Below are 17,150 nucleotides of genomic sequence, written 5' to 3'. Positions count from 1 at the left end.
TCATAGCAACTATTTTCCAAAGGTACGCGGAATGGTATACGTATATTTACTTGCTGTACCATCCTGCTCCGTCTCATACATGAAGGTTTGGCTGTCTTCTGACCAGCTTCCTTTGACCCAGGCACCCTTCAAGGTACGCACTTCCAGCGTTGTCCGGTCTACACCATTGTCGGAAAGCTTATACACTTTCAGTTTTTTGCCCTCAATGACCACCGCATAGCTGCCATCAGGCGAATTAAGCTGATCTGTAGACGTCGCTTGGGCGCTAAAGGTGGAAGGATTACTGCTGTCCGGAGAGATCATCAAATTCGATGAAAATCCTTCATTGCGTACCGGGTTTTGCGACGCGGAGGGCTGCTGATCATTAGAAGCTGTATTGCTGCCCATATCTCCCGTCGTAGTCCCCAAATCCTTGGTAACCCCTTTGGAGGTCGTGTCTTTCGACGTATCATTTGAAGCAATCCGATTCTGTAACATCATATCCTGACTGACAGACGATGACGAATCATTAGCAGCCGTGCTGTTGTCATTACTGTCTTCAGTAGTACCCGTACCCGCTATGGGTGCTTTTTCTACTTTTGGTTCTCCTTGCTGTTCAGGGGCAATCGTTTGTTGCTCGGATTTACCCTGCTTTAACTGTTTGTCATCAGACTTAGGAGCATCCGCAGCAAAATCTTGCCCGGCAGAGTTTTCTTTTGTCGCCTGACGATCCTGACGGGAAGGATGCCCTGCTGGCGTATGCTTCATTGAGCCTTTTTCACCAGCTCGCTGATCGTCACGTTGTGCAGTATCCTGTTTGGAAGGGTTCTTTTCATCATCCGCACTGTTCACATCCAGTTTGCTCGGATCAGATTGCTCCCCTGTGGATGGCTGGGTTGCGTTCGTTCCCTGATCCTCCTCTAACGGCTGCTTGGTCGAATCCGATCCAATAGCTGCATCGCGGCCTCCGCTTCCATTCACCGTACTTGGAACTTCTGTCTGTTCCTGCTGACTCATCACTCCAGGCGACTGGGGATCAAGCAAGCCTTCTGCATCCTGCACCGTTTTCGGTTCAAAATTGAATACTACAATTCCCAGTACAACAGCAGCGGCAGCCACGCCCATCGCAGCTCGCCCACTCATCCGGTTCCACCAAGGTATAGGTTGGGTACGCCGTCTCGGCCCCGGTCCAGGATCGGTAGCTACAGGCTGCATCTCCTGAAGCGCGCTTCCCTGCTCCTCACGTGCGCGGTCAATGGCATCAAGCTGAGGCATGATGGAATCCACCAGGCTGAACGCCGGGGAAACCGCAGGCAATTCCTCCAGCTCGCGGGAGAGCGTCTGAAGAATATGAAATTTTTCCGCACAGTCCGGGCAAGTCGCAACATGGTTCATTAATTGGGACGTCTCTTCTTCGCCCAGCTCATGATCCACATAACGCTGCATCCAATCCATCACCTCTTCCCCACACTTCATCCTGATACACCACCTTTCTGATATTCCTGAAGTAGCCCTTGCAATTGCTGTCTTGCACGATACAAGTATGACTTGACCGTATTTAGCGGCAAATCCAGAGAGTCGGCAATCTCGTTATAAGAAAAATCCTGCAGATATCTCAATACGATCACCGTCCGGTGTTGCTCTGGAAGCTGCTGTATAGCCTCACGAACATCCTGTGCCAAGTAAGAGGTCAGGACCTCGGCCTCCACATTTTGGGGATCGTTGAATATCATGTCGTGCTCGTCAATGGATACCGAGGGCTTCGTCCTCCTGAATTTGTCGATACATATGTTCGTTACAATGCGTTGAACCCAGGTTTTGAACTGCGCCTTTTCCTCATAAGAGTTAATTTTGGAATAAATCCGTATGAGGGCTTCTTGTGAAGCATCCATGGCGTCCTGTTCATTGTTTAAAATGTAATATGCCGTACGGTACACATGCTGTTCTATCTCTCTTAATAGGGTAATGAGAGCGTCGCGATCGCCCGATTGAGCGGCTCGAATGAGTCCCTGCTCTACCACAAAGGATCCCCCTCTCCCTGCAATATTACAGACGTTTCCCCTTTGCAAATTGTTGCAGGATAGACGTCTGACGATAATTTTATTTTTTATAGTGTAAAAAATGTTACCAAAAAGCCCATATTCCCCATTATAGCCTCCCTTAGAATAACAGAAAAAGGGAAGGTCGTCACCTTCCCTTAGCCCTTACTCACATAAATCTGCTGGAATCTGTCGAATTGAACTTGCATATTGTTACTTCTTGGAAATCAGGAAATCCGATATGAGCTCTAACTGGTAATTCAGGGCAATCGGGTCCTGAAAATAAAAGTCGTCAATCGAATACTGATATATTTTCCCTGCTTTAACAGAAGGAAGATTTTTCCATACGCTTTTAGATTCAATATCTTTCCCCTGATCTACTCCATCTCCCCTAATCCCCAGCATCAGGTAATCGGCATCGCCCAGCATCTCCGGTAAAGCCTCCATCGAAATACTGGCCCAGCCCTGTTCGAACGCCGCCTTTTCTACCTTCGCCGGGGCATGAAGCCCCAACTCATCGTAAAGTACGGCTCCTCCCCGTCCGTAGGACTTGCCATAGAGATATAATTCTTTGCCCGTTATCTCAAAAATAGCAATTTTTTTACCTGAATCAATAACATCAGACAAAGCCTGTTTCTTCTCAGCAATCCTGGACGCAAAATCAGCCAGGCATTTCTTCGCTTCCTGCTCCTTGTTCAACACCTTGCCCAGCTCTATCAGACGGTCCTTATAATTATATGTACCATATGGAATGAATACAGTAGGCGCTATTTTTTTCAGATTTTCATAAGCTTTCTCATCATAGGTAATGATCAGATCCGGATTCAGGGTGGTCACCTTTTCAAGGGACAGTGCGGAGCTATCACCGATATTTTCAACACCATTCAAGTATTTTTTATAGTATGGAGCATCGAATACAGTGTCTGGAGCCCCTACAGGTGTAATCCCAAGTGCAAGAACATCGCCTACATAGTCGCCGACCGCTACAACGACACGCTGTGGATGTTCAGGAATAGTAACTGTACCTTTATCGCTTTCATATGTACGTGTGGCAGCTGCATCACCAGTAGACGCAGTTTTGGAATCAGCCGTTGTCCCATTATCCGTTGCCATTCCTCCTCCATTCGTAGCGCATGCGCTCAGTACCAGCATTAATGAAATAATCAACAGGCAAGCCAAAGTTCGGAATTTTAAATAGTTCACAATAGTCCTCCCATTAATAATGATTCTCATTTTCAATACTATTAGATTCTATCAAAGCTCTTAGGTTATGTCCATGCAGGTTGTGTTAATAGCAAAAAGCCCACTCCTTAGAGTGAGCATATGTTTTAGTGTTTTACCTGAGTCGCTCTTGTGCTTATTGATCCAAAGTGTCCAATTGGGCATCAGCATATCGGCTGCCATGCACCTTATTTTTGGGACTCACGGCTTCGATGAGAGCTAAATCTTCTGTGGTCAGTTCAACATCCACGGATGTTGCATTTTCCTCCAAATATTTTACACGTTTGGTTCCCGGAATTGGCAATGCGCCATTCGCTATGGTCCATGCTAATGCTAATTGGGAAGGAGTGCAATTCTTCTCTTGGGCAACTTCTTTAATCTTATCGACAAGATCAACATTTTTCTGGAAATTATCACCTTGGAAGCGCGGCATATATCTGCGAACATCACTAGCTTCAAGATCCTCAAATTTACGCAACTCGCCGGAAATAAAGCCTCTGCTCAAAGGGCTGTAACCCACAAGCGTGATTCCCAATTCTTTTATCACAGGCAGGATTTCATCCTCAATCTCCCGACTCCACAGAGAATATTCGGTTTGTAAAGCAGAGATGGGATGTACCGCATGTGCGCGACGAACTGTAGCAGCAGATGCCTCTGACAAGCCGAGATAACGAACTTTCCCGGTCTTTACAAGCTCAGCCATAGCCCCTACGGTTTCCTCAATAGGAACATTCGGATCTACCCGGTGCTGGTAATAAAGATCAATATAGTCCACACCTAACCGACGAAGACTTTCGTCCGCTGCCTTTTTTACATAATCCGGATGACCATTAATGCCTTCAAAATTAGGGCCAAAAGCAAACTTTGTAGCAATAACGGCTTGTTCCCTGCGGCCTTTTAAAGCTCGTCCCAGTAGCTCCTCATTATGTCCATTACCATATACATCCGCAGTATCCAGCAAGGTGACACCTAACTCTAAAGCGCGATGAATCGTCCGAATCGATTCGTCATCATTAGTTTCACCGTATATTCCAGGAGACATGCCCATTAAACCCAAACCAAGAGATGAAACGACCAAATCACTATTACCCAGGTTACGTGTTTTCATGTAGTTGACCTCTCTTCCAAATCTTCATTTTTTAACTTCGAGATTCATCATAGCACATCAAAAAACACAATTCAAACAAAATATACGTTTTTTGTCTATATTGTTTTTGGAGTGTATAATATATATTCCATTATGGATATCAGTTATAATAAAGCAGGATTGGAGGCTAATGATGTGACCGACGATAGCAAGGTAATAGATAAAAAAAACGAGACATGCATTAAACTCAGCATGAAGCTGGCTCCCTATGTAAAAAAACACGGATTTCAGACATTACGTATGGATGAAATCGCAAAAATTATGGATATAAGTAGAGCAACCTTATATAAATACTTTTCAACGAAAGAAGAAGTTATAGAATACGTTGTGAACAATTTTATTGAGTTTATCAACGAATTGGTTATGGATTCATTGGATACAGATCAATTGTACGGGACTCGGTTTCAGCAGCTTTTTGAAAAATCAATTTTACTTGCTGTATATATTACAGACATTTTTTTAAATGAACTGGAGCACATATATCCTGAGAAGTATGATCGCTTAAGGATAGCGTTGCAGTTCCAAGAACAGCAATTGTTAGAATTTTATGAAGAGGGCATACAAAAAGGGGTGTTCAACCAAGTCAATGGCAAACTATTAATATTGCAGGATGAGCTATTGCGGTCCATGACTGATATTAAATACTTAATGTTAAACCACTTGACGATTTATCAGGTCTTGTATGACTTCTACCAATTAAAAAAGGTTCAATTATTTAAGCCTGAGAAAATTCAAAGCGTAGATGACGCATCGATGATACCTAGAATTGAGCATCTGGCCCAAAAAATCTCCAAGGAACTATACTAAATTCATTGAGAATTAGGTCCATTCCGGTCAAGTTAAAAGCAGGCTGCCACAGCGCCTGCTTGTTTGTATTTGAGAATTTTTCAAACTCCTCATTTTTTGTGCCGCACACTCAATTTGCCTTGGTGCGCACGGATTTGCACCTCTCCCATCGTATCTGTCCGATATATAGCAGAATCAACCGCCGATAAACGACCCAATACCGCTTCATTTGGATGCCCATACGTGTTGCTCGCTCCGACTGAAATGACGGATACCTTCGGTCGCCAGTAGGATAACCATTCTTCCGAGGTGGAATGCTTGCTACCGTGATGTGCTATTTTCATGACGTCTACCACTTGCCTTACAGCCACCGTTTCCCCTTTTGCTTCGGTATGGAAAGGAGAATGAGTTAACTCGGAGAGCAACAACGATTCTGCTGCATCATCCATATCTCCTGTGAACAAAAAGGAAGCCCCCTCCATCTCCAATATCATTGCAACGGAATAATGATTTTGTTCCTTCACAACGGGCAAACTTCCGGTTTCGTCCTCCTGCAACGGAAGCGGATGAATAAAGCGGATTTTCGTATCCTGATCCGGTCTCCACTCCATACCATAATGCGCACCGTACAGCTTGACCTGCTTGTTTACAGCCGTGTTCAATAGCTTGCGGAAAGGTGCCTTGTCTGTCAGGGTGCCGTTAAAAACCAAGGCCGATACTGGAATCTGGTCAAGCACGGCCTGCAATCCCCCGGCGTGGTCATGATCTCCATGCGTTAAAATGACAGCATCCAGCCGATGTACACCGCGCTGCTTCAATAAGGGCACAATCGTATCCTCACCTACCTCGTAGGGGTCTTTTCGCTTACGCCAAGCATTTTTTCCTGTCGTAAAATCCATCGTGCCCCCACCATCCACCAAAATGTGTTTACCACTCGGCGTTGTAATCAAAATGCTGTCGCCTTGGCCCACATCCAGATATTGAACCATTCCTATATTCCCTCCACCTGGAGTTATATAACCTATATACAGAATGCCAAGCCAGGCAATACCGCTTAAAGCAAGCGCCAAATGACTATTACCATTCCACTGTCGACGTGCATATTTGCCTGCTCCTTCAGGCTCATGCTCCGTCTGCAATATAGCTGCCCACTCCGCAGATGCCGCTAATCCTGTATGTATGGGTGATGGCATGGGAACGGATGTGCTTTGTCCCACCAAATTGCGTCCGGCTGAAAGCCTCCCCTTGTCCTTATCCAGTGCTACCTCAAAGCCCAGAGATTCATCTGTTCGCCTTCGAGATATCATCCATGTTTTGAGCCAGTACAGAATACTGTACAAAGCAGCATAATACGCTATGACCCACAGAATGGAGGAAGACGGCCAAATACTCACATAAGTGTCATCCACGTTCATCCATTTTACAAGCCAAAAGGTCAGTTCGTTCAGCTGCTCTGCTGGCCACGCAATGATACGTCCCCCGTCCTCCCATAGAAAGGTGATTCCCATCGCCACCGTTCCCAGTGGAAGCACGATATACGTAATAAGTGGAACAAGCACAAAATTAGCCGCAAACGATAGCAGCGAAAACTGATTAAAGTAGAAGACTGTCATCGGAAACGAAACAAGCTGCGCTGTGATCGTAATCGCAATTTCGCCGCCGATCAGAAGAGGCCATTTGGCGAAAAACGGCTTCATCAGCGGCATATAAATGAGCAGTCCGGCTGTTACCAGAAAAGAAAGCTGAAAACTGACACTAAGCAGGTAATACGGATTCCAAAGCAACATCAATAACGCAGACACACTCAAAATACTAAGCCCGTCCTTGAGCATTCCCCGTCTGGCTGCAAACAGGCCGATCATGGCCATAATTCCAGCCCTCACAACAGAGGGAGAAGCACCTGTCAGCAGTACATAAGCCGGAATAAGCACCATCACGACCGTAAGAGACGTCTCACGACTCACTCGCAATAGCTTGAACAAATACAGTAGTGTAGCTGCATATACCGCCACATGCATACCGGATATCGCTAAAATATGCGTTAATCCAAGCTGCGTAAATTCGTTATACGTTGCCGGGTCCAGCTCATCCGTAACTCCTAGTACAAGTCCTTTCATATATCCTGCGTGATGAAGAGAACCAAATGCCGATTCCATCCGTTGCCCTAATTGCTCCCTAAGCTGATCATTCCACCTGAACAAGGTGTAACGGTTCCACTGCGAAGCTTGCTGCTTCTGTAGCGAAGCGGCCCCATTCCCTTTGAAAAGCCAGTGAATCTCCTGTGTATGCAGGTATTCATTGTAATCAAAGCCGCCAAAGTTCCCCGCTTTTGCAGGAGCCTTTAAGCTACCACGCAGTTGAATTGCATCTCCACGCTGCCATCCTGCCGCCAGTTGCTGTTCCTGTTTGGCAGCCAGCTTGATGTGTACGATAACCTGTTCAGAAATAGCTTCGCTCTTTCCAACTCCGCCCTGAAAAGTGTCATTTTGAGAATCACTTCCCATATTGCTTATTGCATTAATCCTCATCTCAAACTGTGCCCGATCACCGTCTACCTGTACCTCGGAAGCGATGAACCCGGATGCACGAACAGGCACGTCTTCCAGCTTGGAGGCCGATACATGAAGGGCCTCGGGAATATGGCTCACATTATGCGTATCATGCCAAGCCCAATGGAATCCACCTCCGCTCAAGGCAAGCCATAATAACACCACATGCCGGACGGGAATCTTCATCAGTAGAGCCATAAGAGGAAAAATCAACGTGACGCCCGCCCAGAGCAATAGAAGCATACGTCCGGAATACAAACAAGCTCCTGCACTCCCCGTAATCCAACATACCGTAAGGGTTAAGATAGGTCTGCTTAAAACAAGTTTGGCTTGAATACAACCACCTCCCGATAGCAGAATATTGCTCTGTGTCCAAACCGCAAAACAAAAAAGAACCCCTGACAAAATAGCATTCGTCAGAGGTTCTTCCTCGGTTACTCTTTAATTCATCAGTCTTAATTCATACATTTTAATTCATAACATCCATCAGCGTTTCTTTCGGTGGATGATAGTTATCCAGCATACGGAAGGCAATCCCTTTTTGCTCCATCATGCCACGAACCTTGTCGGCATCCTTTGGGTAAGGTCGGTGGTATACGATCTCCACAATTCCGCTGTTCGCCAGCATGTTGGCACACGTCCAGCATGGCTGGTCGGTCACATATACTGAGGACCCTTCACGATCAATGCGGTCGGTGAACAGCAGCAAGTTCTGCTCCGCATGAATAGTGCGGATACAGCGCTGCTTCTTAACCATTTCATCCCGCCCCTCGCGATGAACGACTTCGTACTCCTCCGAAATCATACAGCCTGCCTCAGAGCAGTCGGGTACCCCGGATGGTGCACCATTATAGGCCGTGCCCAAAAGCTTTTTGCCTTGTACAAGTACGGCTCCAACATGACGCCGCGAGCAGCGTGAACGGGTGGATACCATATAAGCGATATCCATAAAATAGGTGTCCCAGTCCTTGCGTACATCTGCACTCATATCCATCTCTCCCGTAAAAACAAGTTACAACGTAAATATATCCGCTAAGCCATTCTGATAGCCTGCACATCGTCCACTTATGTAATTATAAGCTGACGTAAGGCTTCATTTTCGCCAACATTTTGGCTCCAATTCCCTTCACATGATCCAAATCGCTCACACGCTTGAACGGCCCATGCTGATTACGATAGCTCAGAATTGCTTCGGCCTTTTTAGCTCCAACCCCTGGCAGTTCCATTAACTCAGCAGCAGTCGCCGTATTAATGTTCACCTTTTTTTCACCGGAAGCGGATGAAGCAACCGGATCGCCTGCTGTATTCGACCTGTTCGTCGTGGCATTCGAGCTTTCAACGCCAGTAACGGAACTCGAATCCATCACCTCAGACTGCTTTATGGTACTGGAGCTTTCGCTTCCATCGACCGATGCACCAGCAGAATCCTGTACAGCCTCACGCTTCACATGGCCAGCTCCTTCGCCACCCGAACTGAGTTCAGCTTTGCCTGAGGCTTCGGCTACAGCACTCTTTCCCTGAGTCTGGCCGCTATTGCTCCGTGACTCATTTTGCTCCGGCTCTACCGCTAAAGCCTGCTCCACCTTATGATTAAGCACCTGCCACTCTTCTTCCGGCTCTGGACGCTGCCCACCAGCAAACAGAATAAGCCCACTGCCGATTAGGGAAAGCACTATTGCCGTTCCAGTCCATAAGCGGTTCATTTCCATTTTGTCCCCTTCTCCACATAGATTTTAGGGAAAGTGAGCCACTCAATACAGCGTCTCAATCGAACAGAGCAAGCCTGTCCTATTCCCGTTAACCGGAGGATGTAAACAACCTCCATACGGTCTCGCTGTGAGCCATTTTCCAAAGAGTGGTACGACCTTGGGCACGATCTAACATGCTCAGGCATAAAATTCGTCATGTCGGCCAAGACCGGGTGCATACACTAAGAAGAATGACAGCGTCTATACCGCAAAGTATGAAAGGAGGACGTTGAACGATGAAAGTTGGATTTATCGGGACTGGCAGCATGGGAAGTCTGCTGATTGAATCTTTTATTCATTCCAACGCACTTAAACCACAGCAAATATCAGCAAGCAATCGAACGTATTCCAAGGTAGCCGAGCTGGCCCGTCGTTATCCAGGATTACATGCAGCCCAAAGCAACCGTGAGACGGCAGCGGATAGCGATATCCTGTTTATCTGCGTGAAGCCGCTGGAATCAAAAGCCGTAACGGATGAAATACGCAACATCATTACAGAAGAGCAAATCGTCGTTTCTATTACAAGTCCGGTACAGCTACGCATCCTGGAGCATTCACTGAAAGCCAAAGTGTCCAAAATTATTCCCAGCATTACCCACCAGGTAGGCAGCGGAGCCTCACTATGCATCCATGGCAGCCGGATTACAGAGGAGGATCGCTCCCTTCTGGAAGAGCTTATGTCCCACATTAGCAGGCCGATTCGGGTTAAGGAATCCCATACACGTATTACGTCGGATTTTTCCAGCTGCGGCCCTGCTTTCCTAGCCTTTTTTATGGACCAGTGGATTCATGCTGCGGTTCAGGCCACGGGTATAGACCGTACGGAGCTATGCGCCCTGGCTGGTGAAATGATTATCGGCACAGGAAAGCTGCTTACTGAGGGCGGAATGACACCAGCCGAGTTGCAGGCGAGGGTAGCAGTTCCCGGAGGTATTACCGCTGAAGCCCTCGCACTGCTGGACATCAGCCTGCACAGCGTCTTTCCAGAGCTGATACGGGCCACACACAACAAGTATGAGGAGGACATGCAAAAGATAGATACCTCCTTCGGCTTAAAGCCGATTAACCCGCAACAATATTGACCAGTTTGCCTGGTACTGCAATCACCTTGCGAACCGTTTTACCGGCCAGCGCCTGCTGAACGTTGTCCAGCGACAGAGCGAATGCCTCCATCGCTTTGGCGTCAAGGTCTTTGGCAATCGTCGCACGCTGCACGATTTTACCGTTCACCTGCACCACAATTTCCACTTCGGCATCCACCGTCCATGCTTCATCATAAGCAGGCCAAGCCGCGTAGGTAATGCTTTCGTTGTGTCCCAGCAGCTGCCACAGTTCCTCGGCCAGATGCGGTGCAAGCGGCGACAGCATTTGCACGAAGTTTTCCATTGCTACACGCGGCAAACGGTCTGCTTTGTATGCATCATTGGTAAAAATCATCAGTTGGCTGATCGCCGTATTGAAACGCAGCGCGTCCAGATCCTCGGTTACTTTCTTCAGCGTTTTATGCCAGGTCCGATTGAACTCATCACTGCCGCCTTCATTTGAAATTTTATCGTTCAGGCTGCCATCCTCGGAAACGAACAGGCGCCATACACGGGACAGAAAACGATGCGCTCCCTCAACCCCGTTTTCGCTCCAAGGCTTGGTCGCTTCCAGCGGCCCCATAAACATCTCATAAATGCGCAGCGTATCCGCGCCAAACGTATTCACAATATCGTCAGGGTTGATGACATTACCGCGTGATTTACTCATTTTTTCATTATTGTTGCCTAGAATCATACCCTGGTTGACCAGCTTGTAGAAAGGCTCTTTTGTTTCTACAACGCCAATATCATACAGCACCTTGTGCCAGAAACGAGCATACAGCAAGTGAAGAACCGCATGTTCCGCACCGCCGATGTACAGATCCACAGGCAGCCATTCGCGCTGCTTCTCCTTGGATACAGGCTCTTTATCGTTATGCGGATCAATATAGCGCAGGTAATACCAGCAGCTTCCCGCCCATTGTGGCATGGTGTTCGTCTCACGGCGTGCTTTCAAGCCCGTCTCGGGATCAATAGTTTCTACCCAGTCCGTCGCATTGGCCAACGGGGACTCTCCTGTGCCTGAAGGCTTGATGTTATCCATTTCCGGCAGTACGAGCGGCAGTTGATCCTCAGAAACTGTTTTGATCGTTCCATCTTCCAGATGAATCACCGGAATCGGCTCGCCCCAATAGCGTTGACGGCTGAACAGCCAGTCGCGCAAGCGGTACGTCACTTTTCCTTGTCCTTTACCCTCGGCTTCAAGCCATTCAATCATCTTCGGAATGGCTTCCTCATTCGTAAGTCCATTCAGCGGACCTGAGTTGACGTGCGGACCATCCTCGGTGTATGGCTCTTTAGCCACGTCTCCACCTTGGACAACCTCAATGATATTCAGCCCGAATTGCTTCGCAAATTCCCAGTCACGTGTGTCGTGACCTGGTACAGCCATGATCGCGCCTGTTCCGTAGCCTGCCAGCACATAGTCGGCGATCCAGATCGGCAGCTTTTCACCGTTCACTGGATTCACCGCGTAAGCGCCTGTGAAGACACCCGTTTTATCCTTCGCCAGATCCGTACGCTCCAGATCGCTTTTACGGGCAGCTTGCTCACGGTATTGATTTACGGCATCCTTTTGCTCAGGTGTAGTGATAACATCCACCAATTCCTGCTCAGGAGCCAGCACACAGTAGCTTGCGCCGAACAGCGTATCCGGGCGGGTTGTAAATACCGTTAATTGCTTGTCATGGCCTTCAATTGGAAAATGAACCTCTGCCCCAGTAGACTTGCCGATCCAGTTCCGCTGCATATCTTTAATGCTTTCGGACCAATCCAGCTCCTCCAAATCATCCAGCAGACGATCAGCATATTCCGTTATTTTCAGCATCCATTGACGCATAGGTTTGCGGATAACCGGATGACCGCCACGCTCACTCTTGCCGTCAATTACTTCTTCATTCGCCAACACCGTTCCCAATGCAGGACACCAGTTCACAGGCACTTCAGCTACATAAGCAAGACCGCGCTTATACAGCTGGATGAAAATCCACTGTGTCCATTTATAATAATCGGGGTCTGTTGTGCTGATTTCACGATCCCAGTCGTATGAAAAGCCAAGCGATTTGATTTGACGGCGGAAGTTATTAACATTTTTTACCGTAATTTCACGTGGATGCTCTCCCGTATCCAGCGCATGCTGCTCGGCAGGCAGACCGAAGGCGTCCCAACCCATCGGATGCAGTACGTTGTAGCCGCGCATTCTTTTATACCGTGAAACAATATCCGTTGCCGTGTAACCTTCCGGGTGGCCTACATGCAGACCAGCTCCAGACGGGTACGGGAACATATCCAAAGCATAAAACTTCGGTTTGCCCGGCTCTTCCCCGGTACGGAACGTTTTGTTCTCATCCCAATATTTCTGCCATTTTGGTTCAATACTTTGCGGTTGATAGCCGTGCTTCGGCTGTGTGTCTGTCATTGTCATTTCCTCCTCAAACGGTATGCAACAAAAAAACCTCTGCATCCCGTAGCGTGTCAGCGCTAGGGACGAGAGGTTATATTCCCGTGGTACCACCCTAGTTAGCAGAAAGCGTTCTTCGCCTTCTACTCCCTTTGCACCTGATAACGGAGGTGATCCGATGCGGGTTAATAACAGGGTTCAAGCACCTGTATAGGGCATTCCTGCGTTGGGCGCATATCTCCGAGGCGAGTTCACTTTGCACTGTCAACCGGCTTGCACCATCCGCCGGCTCTCTACATGTCCAGACAAAACTACTATTCCTCATCAGCGATTGTTTAACCGTTAATAATGGCACTATTATATTGAAAACCGCGAAAAAAGTCAAATAAGGACTACATCTGGTGCTAAACACCAACTTCATTCGTTTGCTCCATGACACACGGAGGCAAATGTTTTATAATTAGCTCCGAGCCAGATTGAGATGAGTTGAGATGAGAAAGGTGAGCTGAGACATGGCACAAATTAAAATTTACGGAATAAAAGAAGCACTGAATCCAATCAAGGAGCAACTTTCAGATGTGATTCACTCCGCTGTGGTGGATGCGTTCCAATATCCCCCCGACAAAAGGTTTCATCGTTTTTTCCCGATGAATCAGGAAGACTTCATATTTGCCCACGATCGCTCGCAGGCATACACCATTATTGAAATTAGTGTGTTTGAAGGCAGAACGACAGAGGCTAAAAAGCACCTCATCCAGCTGCTATTCCAAAGAATTAACAATTTAGGCATTGCCCCGCAGGATCTTGAAATTACTATATTCGAGACACCGAAACAGAATTGGGGCATTCGCGGTGTACCCGGTGATGAACTTCAACTGAACTATAAAGTAAACATATAATTTGAAGCTCTTATGCAAAAAGACGCCCTTCATGTCATCATGAAAAGCGTCTTTCTTTGTCCTATATTAGCCTGATAAAGCTTCATTATTTTACAGCAACATAAAATAATCTGGCCGCGTCATCTACTGCTTCTACCCATTCAAAGTCCGCATATACCTTCACATCGCGAAAACCGGCTTTGGACAATTCCGTTTTCATCCAGTCCGGGTCATAGGCACGTTGCACATGAATCTCCTCGAACCGCTGGTATACATCGCGCCCTTCATTTTCTGCTCTCGCAAAAATGCTGAGATGATGCTCAATTTCACAGCGCGGAGTGTCCAACGCACAAGTCCAGATATATGAGATGGAGCGCTCGTCCAGTACAAAGGGCTGCTCATCATCATAACGCACAAACGTCTGGGGATGATGTACATCGAACAGAAAGGTTCCGCCAGGCTTAAGACCGGCATACGTTCTGCGAAAAGTAGCAGTAATGTCCTCTTCCTCCAGCAAATAATTCAGACAATCGCAAAAAGAAATGACAGAATCCACAGGCTCTGGTAAACTCCATTCCCGCATATCCTGCTCTATCCAGCGAATGCTACCCTCACGGAACAAACGCTGTCCTTGCGTAGTCGTTTCCATTTTGCGACGGGCTACTGCCAGCATATCTGAAGACAAGTCGATGCCAGCCACCTCGAAGCCCGAGTTGACCAGTGGAATCGTAATGGAGCCCGTCCCACAGCCCAGCTCTGCCACCGTATGCGGCATACCATGCTGATCCCAGGCCTGCCGAGCAAAACGCAGCCAGTCCGGGTACGGCATGTCCTGCATCAGCTCATCATACACATAGGCAAACTTCCGGTAAGAAGCCATTTTTTATTCCCCATTCCCGTCCTTCGGTTCAGGCATTTTCTCCACCAGATAGGTCCAGTTTTCCTTTTGCGTAACCAGCCCTTCCTTCATCAGCTTGCCCATGGCACGCTTGAAGGCGGATTTACTGATACCAAACCGTTGCTTAATAATATCCGGCGGCGTGGCGTCGGAATAAGGCATACCGCCACCCGGCCGCTCTTTCAAAAAGGCAATGAGACGATCCGCATCCTCATCACGGCCCACTTCCTTGCGCGGCGACATCGCCAAATTCACCCGACCGTCTTCACGAACCAGTGTGACCCGTACCTTCACCTCTTCACCCAAACGAAGCATCCGGTTACGTTCCGAGGAATGGATCATGCCAATCGCGCCAAAACCAAGCACGCCTCCGTCCACCAGGACAAATGTCCCCATCTGAAGCGGCTTGTACACCGTCGCCTGCACCCACGTATTGAGCCATGAATCAGGTGCATGGAAGGACAATGGAGCCAGCTCTTGCTCACCCGCCAGCTTCGCTCGCAGCCTGCCCTGCTTATCATGTTCCATGATAGCATAGACGTAGTCGCCCACCTGAGGATGCAAATCCCGGTTCTCAGGCAACTCACGAATCGGCAGCAGCAATTGACGACCCAATCCCATTTCCAGAAAACAACCCAGACGCGGATGCACATCCGCCACCTGTAGCTTTGCCAGTTCGCCCAACGACAGGAACGGTTTTTTCATGGTAGCGGCCAAACGGTCCTCTGTATCGTGAAAAATAAATACTTCCAGCCGTTCTCCAACCTCAATCTCACGTGTCAGCTCCGTATAATGCAGCAGTACATCCTGATCGCCAACTGTGAGAAAGTAGCCGAAAGGGGATACCTCACGATCTACCATAATCGTGACATAAGTACCAGCAATCAGATTCATACCTTCTCCACAACCTTAGCGTCCGACCAAAGTCTTTCAATGTTATAATATTCACGCTCGTCGCGATGGAAGACATGCACTACGACATCTCCCAAGTCCATCAGAACCCAGCGGCCGGAATCCATTCCTTCGATCCCTTTGATTGTTGTACCTTCATCATGAGCGCGTTTGCGAATTTCCGTCACAATCGCCTGTACCTGAGTATCCGAATTACCGTGGCAGATTACAAAATAATCCGCGACAAGGGATACGCCCCGCAAGTCAAGGGCTACAATATTCATGGCCTTCTTATCTTCAGCGGCCTCAACCGTAATTTGCATTAATTTCTCATTAGTTATGGTCATTCATGAACCTCCGATTTTCTCTGTTTAAGTTGTTGGATCAGATCATTTCGCGACAGTACCGTCAGCGGAAAAATAACCTTTTGCTTCTCCAGCAGCAGTGAAATCGTGGAATCAAATCCAGCGACAAGACCCTGCTCCAAACTTTTTTTCGCCTGTTTGCGGATATGATCTACCCCAGGGAAATCTCGTCCCGGTTCGATATAATCAGCGAGACACACGACCTTGTCCAGCAAACTCATGCCCACACGGCCTGAGGTATGCCAGCGAATGGCATTCCGTATTTCAGAGTCTTCCACCCCATAGTCTCTCGCTGCAACGCAATATCCTACCTCAGAATGCCACAGTTGCTTGTCATGCTGCAAAAGCTCCTGGTCACATTCGGGATGACTGCGAATCACTTCCTCCATCTGCTGAACGGACCAATATTTCGCTACATCATGCAAAATAGCCGCTAATTCGGCCTTATCCGGGTCCGCGCCATACCGCTTGGCAAGCTCCACGGAGGTATGCATGACACCCAGTGTGTGCTTCCAGCGTTTTTCAGGCATTTGACCGGATACAGCCTCCATCAATTGCTCACGGCTGTACTTCATACAAACCGCCCCTTGTAATGTAGTCATGCACACGATCAGGCACAAGATAGCGAATGGTGCGCCCTTCCGCAACACGTTCCCGAATATCCGTCGAAGAAATATCCACCACCGGCATATCCGCCAGCAGCACCTTGTTCTGCAAATAATGCGGTAGTTCATTCAGCGCAAGCTGGAAACCGGGACGCCGGACACCGATAAAACAAATTCGCTGTGCCAGCTCCTCAATCCCCTGCCAATGAGGTAAGTAATTCACCATATCCGCGCCGATAATAAAATAAAAATCTACAGCAGGATGCAGCTCCTGAAGCTCTTTGATCGTGTCAATAGTATAAGATACCCCACCTCGAAGCACTTCAATATCTAACACTCCAAAAGCAGGATGGCCCGCCACCGCTTCACTCGTCATCTCCAGCCGCTCTGTGCCGCTAGCCCCCGCCTGGTGCTTGTGGGGAGGGATATGGGAAGGCATGAACCATACATGGTCCAGCGCATAGGCATCCCTTGCCGCTTCTCCAGCCAGCAGATGTCCAATATGAATCGGGTCAAATGTACCGCCCATAATACCGATTTTCATAGTCTCCTCCCCGCGTG

At 48.0% G+C, this 17,150-nt stretch carries 16 protein-coding genes and 1 other annotated feature; of the genes, 3 read left to right on the top strand and 13 right to left on the bottom strand.

Annotation, left to right across the window (positions count from 1 at the left end; translation table 11 throughout):
* Positions 1-9 precede the first annotated feature (9 nt).
* From ABH897_RS03725 to ABH897_RS03710, 4 genes are all read right to left on the bottom strand, one after another.
* On the bottom strand, positions 10-1,455 hold the full coding sequence (locus ABH897_RS03725; RefSeq protein WP_404591243.1) for a zf-HC2 domain-containing protein: 1,446 nt from the start codon (positions 1,453-1,455) through the stop codon (positions 10-12).
* A complete protein-coding gene (locus tag ABH897_RS03720; protein ID WP_404591241.1) occupies positions 1,452-2,000 on the bottom strand; it encodes an RNA polymerase sigma factor in 549 nt (182 codons plus the stop codon). Before ABH897_RS03720 ends, ABH897_RS03725 begins: the two co-directional genes overlap by 4 nt.
* Before the next feature lie 231 nt (positions 2,001-2,231).
* Positions 2,232-3,221: an iron-hydroxamate ABC transporter substrate-binding protein gene (locus tag ABH897_RS03715; RefSeq protein ID WP_283652564.1), complete on the bottom strand. Its 990-nt coding sequence runs from the start codon at positions 3,219-3,221 to the stop codon at positions 2,232-2,234.
* Positions 3,222-3,375: 154 nt separating this feature from the next.
* Positions 3,376-4,347 carry an aldo/keto reductase gene (locus tag ABH897_RS03710; RefSeq protein WP_283652565.1) on the bottom strand — a complete coding sequence of 324 codons (972 nt, stop codon included), beginning with the start codon at positions 4,345-4,347 and terminating at the stop codon, positions 3,376-3,378.
* 132 nt (positions 4,348-4,479) lie between these two features.
* On the opposite strand from ABH897_RS03710, the gene ABH897_RS03705 reads away from it, so the two are divergent.
* Positions 4,480-5,193, top strand: a complete 714-nt coding sequence (locus ABH897_RS03705) for a TetR/AcrR family transcriptional regulator (protein ID WP_404559536.1) — start codon at positions 4,480-4,482, stop codon at positions 5,191-5,193.
* Between the two features lie 89 nt (positions 5,194-5,282).
* On the opposite strand, the gene ABH897_RS03700 is transcribed toward ABH897_RS03705, so the two are convergent.
* The 3 genes from ABH897_RS03700 to ABH897_RS03690 all read right to left on the bottom strand — a co-directional run bounded on the left by ABH897_RS03700 (position 5,283) and on the right by ABH897_RS03690 (position 9,424).
* Complete coding sequence (locus ABH897_RS03700; RefSeq protein ID WP_404591239.1) at positions 5,283-7,964, bottom strand: ComEC/Rec2 family competence protein; 2,682 nt, start codon at positions 7,962-7,964, stop codon at positions 5,283-5,285.
* Positions 7,965-8,190: 226 nt separating this feature from the next.
* Positions 8,191-8,709 (bottom strand): deoxycytidylate deaminase, encoded by a 519-nt coding sequence (locus tag ABH897_RS03695; RefSeq protein ID WP_354452323.1) that lies wholly within the window; start codon positions 8,707-8,709, stop codon positions 8,191-8,193.
* An 85-nt stretch (positions 8,710-8,794) separates the two neighbouring features.
* Entirely contained in the window at positions 8,795-9,424 is a 630-nt protein-coding gene (locus ABH897_RS03690; protein ID WP_283657165.1) for a ComEA family DNA-binding protein, read from the bottom strand.
* Positions 9,425-9,705: 281 nt separating this feature from the next.
* Between ABH897_RS03690 and comER the strand changes: the two genes are divergently transcribed.
* The gene (gene comER / locus ABH897_RS03685; RefSeq protein ID WP_404591236.1) at positions 9,706-10,551 is read left to right on the top strand and encodes a late competence protein ComER; all 846 of its coding nucleotides are present in this window, start codon (positions 9,706-9,708) and stop codon (positions 10,549-10,551) included.
* On the opposite strand, the gene leuS is transcribed toward comER, so the two are convergent.
* On the bottom strand, positions 10,532-12,970 hold the full coding sequence (gene leuS / locus ABH897_RS03680; protein WP_404591234.1) for a leucine--tRNA ligase: 2,439 nt from the start codon (positions 12,968-12,970) through the stop codon (positions 10,532-10,534). The genes comER and leuS overlap by 20 nt on opposite strands.
* A 61-nt stretch (positions 12,971-13,031) precedes the next feature.
* Positions 13,032-13,289 (bottom strand) — a binding site (T-box leader).
* 175 nt (positions 13,290-13,464) lie between these two features.
* On the opposite strand from leuS, the gene ABH897_RS03675 reads away from it, so the two are divergent.
* Positions 13,465-13,851 (top strand): tautomerase family protein, encoded by a 387-nt coding sequence (locus tag ABH897_RS03675; RefSeq protein ID WP_404518709.1) that lies wholly within the window; start codon positions 13,465-13,467, stop codon positions 13,849-13,851.
* Positions 13,852-13,936: 85 nt separating this feature from the next.
* Here ABH897_RS03675 and ABH897_RS03670 read toward each other — a convergent pair whose 3' ends face one another.
* Genes ABH897_RS03670 through nadD form a run of 5 tightly spaced genes read right to left on the bottom strand, consistent with a single transcriptional unit; the run spans position 13,937 to position 17,133 of the window.
* Positions 13,937-14,710: a class I SAM-dependent DNA methyltransferase gene (locus ABH897_RS03670; protein ID WP_283652573.1), complete on the bottom strand. Its 774-nt coding sequence runs from the start codon at positions 14,708-14,710 to the stop codon at positions 13,937-13,939.
* A gap of 3 nt (positions 14,711-14,713) precedes the next feature.
* On the bottom strand, positions 14,714-15,622 hold the full coding sequence (locus tag ABH897_RS03665) for a CvfB family protein (RefSeq protein WP_014282544.1): 909 nt from the start codon (positions 15,620-15,622) through the stop codon (positions 14,714-14,716).
* On the bottom strand, positions 15,619-15,966 hold the full coding sequence (gene rsfS, locus ABH897_RS03660; RefSeq protein WP_025682016.1) for a ribosome silencing factor: 348 nt from the start codon (positions 15,964-15,966) through the stop codon (positions 15,619-15,621). Before rsfS ends, ABH897_RS03665 begins: the two co-directional genes overlap by 4 nt.
* Positions 15,963-16,559: a bis(5'-nucleosyl)-tetraphosphatase (symmetrical) YqeK gene (gene yqeK, locus ABH897_RS03655; RefSeq protein WP_283652574.1), complete on the bottom strand. Its 597-nt coding sequence runs from the start codon at positions 16,557-16,559 to the stop codon at positions 15,963-15,965. Before yqeK ends, rsfS begins: the two co-directional genes overlap by 4 nt.
* Positions 16,543-17,133, bottom strand: a complete 591-nt coding sequence (gene nadD / locus ABH897_RS03650; RefSeq protein WP_283652575.1) for a nicotinate-nucleotide adenylyltransferase — start codon at positions 17,131-17,133, stop codon at positions 16,543-16,545. The genes yqeK and nadD overlap by 17 nt, the downstream gene beginning before the upstream one ends.
* Positions 17,134-17,150 lie beyond the last annotated feature (17 nt).

This window comes from Paenibacillus sp. RC73, assembly GCF_044908085.1.
GTDB lineage: Bacteria > Bacillota > Bacilli > Paenibacillales > Paenibacillaceae > Paenibacillus > Paenibacillus terrae_A.
This window is presented reverse-complemented; position numbering and strand designations above follow the sequence as displayed.

Coding starts and splice junctions, on each gene's coding strand:
- comER (WP_404591236.1), top strand. CDS start 9,706: ATGAAAGTTGGATTTATCGGGACTGGCAGCATGGGAAGTCTGCTGATT.
- ABH897_RS03695 (WP_354452323.1), bottom strand. CDS start 8,709: ATGAGTGCAGATGTACGCAAGGACTGGGACACCTATTTTATGGATATC.
- leuS (WP_404591234.1), bottom strand. CDS start 12,970: ATGACAGACACACAGCCGAAGCACGGCTATCAACCGCAAAGTATTGAA.
- ABH897_RS03670 (WP_283652573.1), bottom strand. CDS start 14,710: ATGGCTTCTTACCGGAAGTTTGCCTATGTGTATGATGAGCTGATGCAG.
- ABH897_RS03710 (WP_283652565.1), bottom strand. CDS start 4,347: ATGAAAACACGTAACCTGGGTAATAGTGATTTGGTCGTTTCATCTCTT.
- ABH897_RS03705 (WP_404559536.1), top strand. CDS start 4,480: ATGGATATCAGTTATAATAAAGCAGGATTGGAGGCTAATGATGTGACC.
- ABH897_RS03665 (WP_014282544.1), bottom strand. CDS start 15,622: ATGAATCTGATTGCTGGTACTTATGTCACGATTATGGTAGATCGTGAG.
- ABH897_RS03690 (WP_283657165.1), bottom strand. CDS start 9,424: ATGAACCGCTTATGGACTGGAACGGCAATAGTGCTTTCCCTAATCGGC.
- yqeK (WP_283652574.1), bottom strand. CDS start 16,559: ATGAAGTACAGCCGTGAGCAATTGATGGAGGCTGTATCCGGTCAAATG.
- nadD (WP_283652575.1), bottom strand. CDS start 17,133: ATGAAAATCGGTATTATGGGCGGTACATTTGACCCGATTCATATTGGA.
- rsfS (WP_025682016.1), bottom strand. CDS start 15,966: ATGACCATAACTAATGAGAAATTAATGCAAATTACGGTTGAGGCCGCT.
- ABH897_RS03725 (WP_404591243.1), bottom strand. CDS start 1,455: ATGAAGTGTGGGGAAGAGGTGATGGATTGGATGCAGCGTTATGTGGAT.
- ABH897_RS03700 (WP_404591239.1), bottom strand. CDS start 7,964: ATGCTTCTATTGCTCTGGGCGGGCGTCACGTTGATTTTTCCTCTTATG.
- ABH897_RS03675 (WP_404518709.1), top strand. CDS start 13,465: ATGGCACAAATTAAAATTTACGGAATAAAAGAAGCACTGAATCCAATC.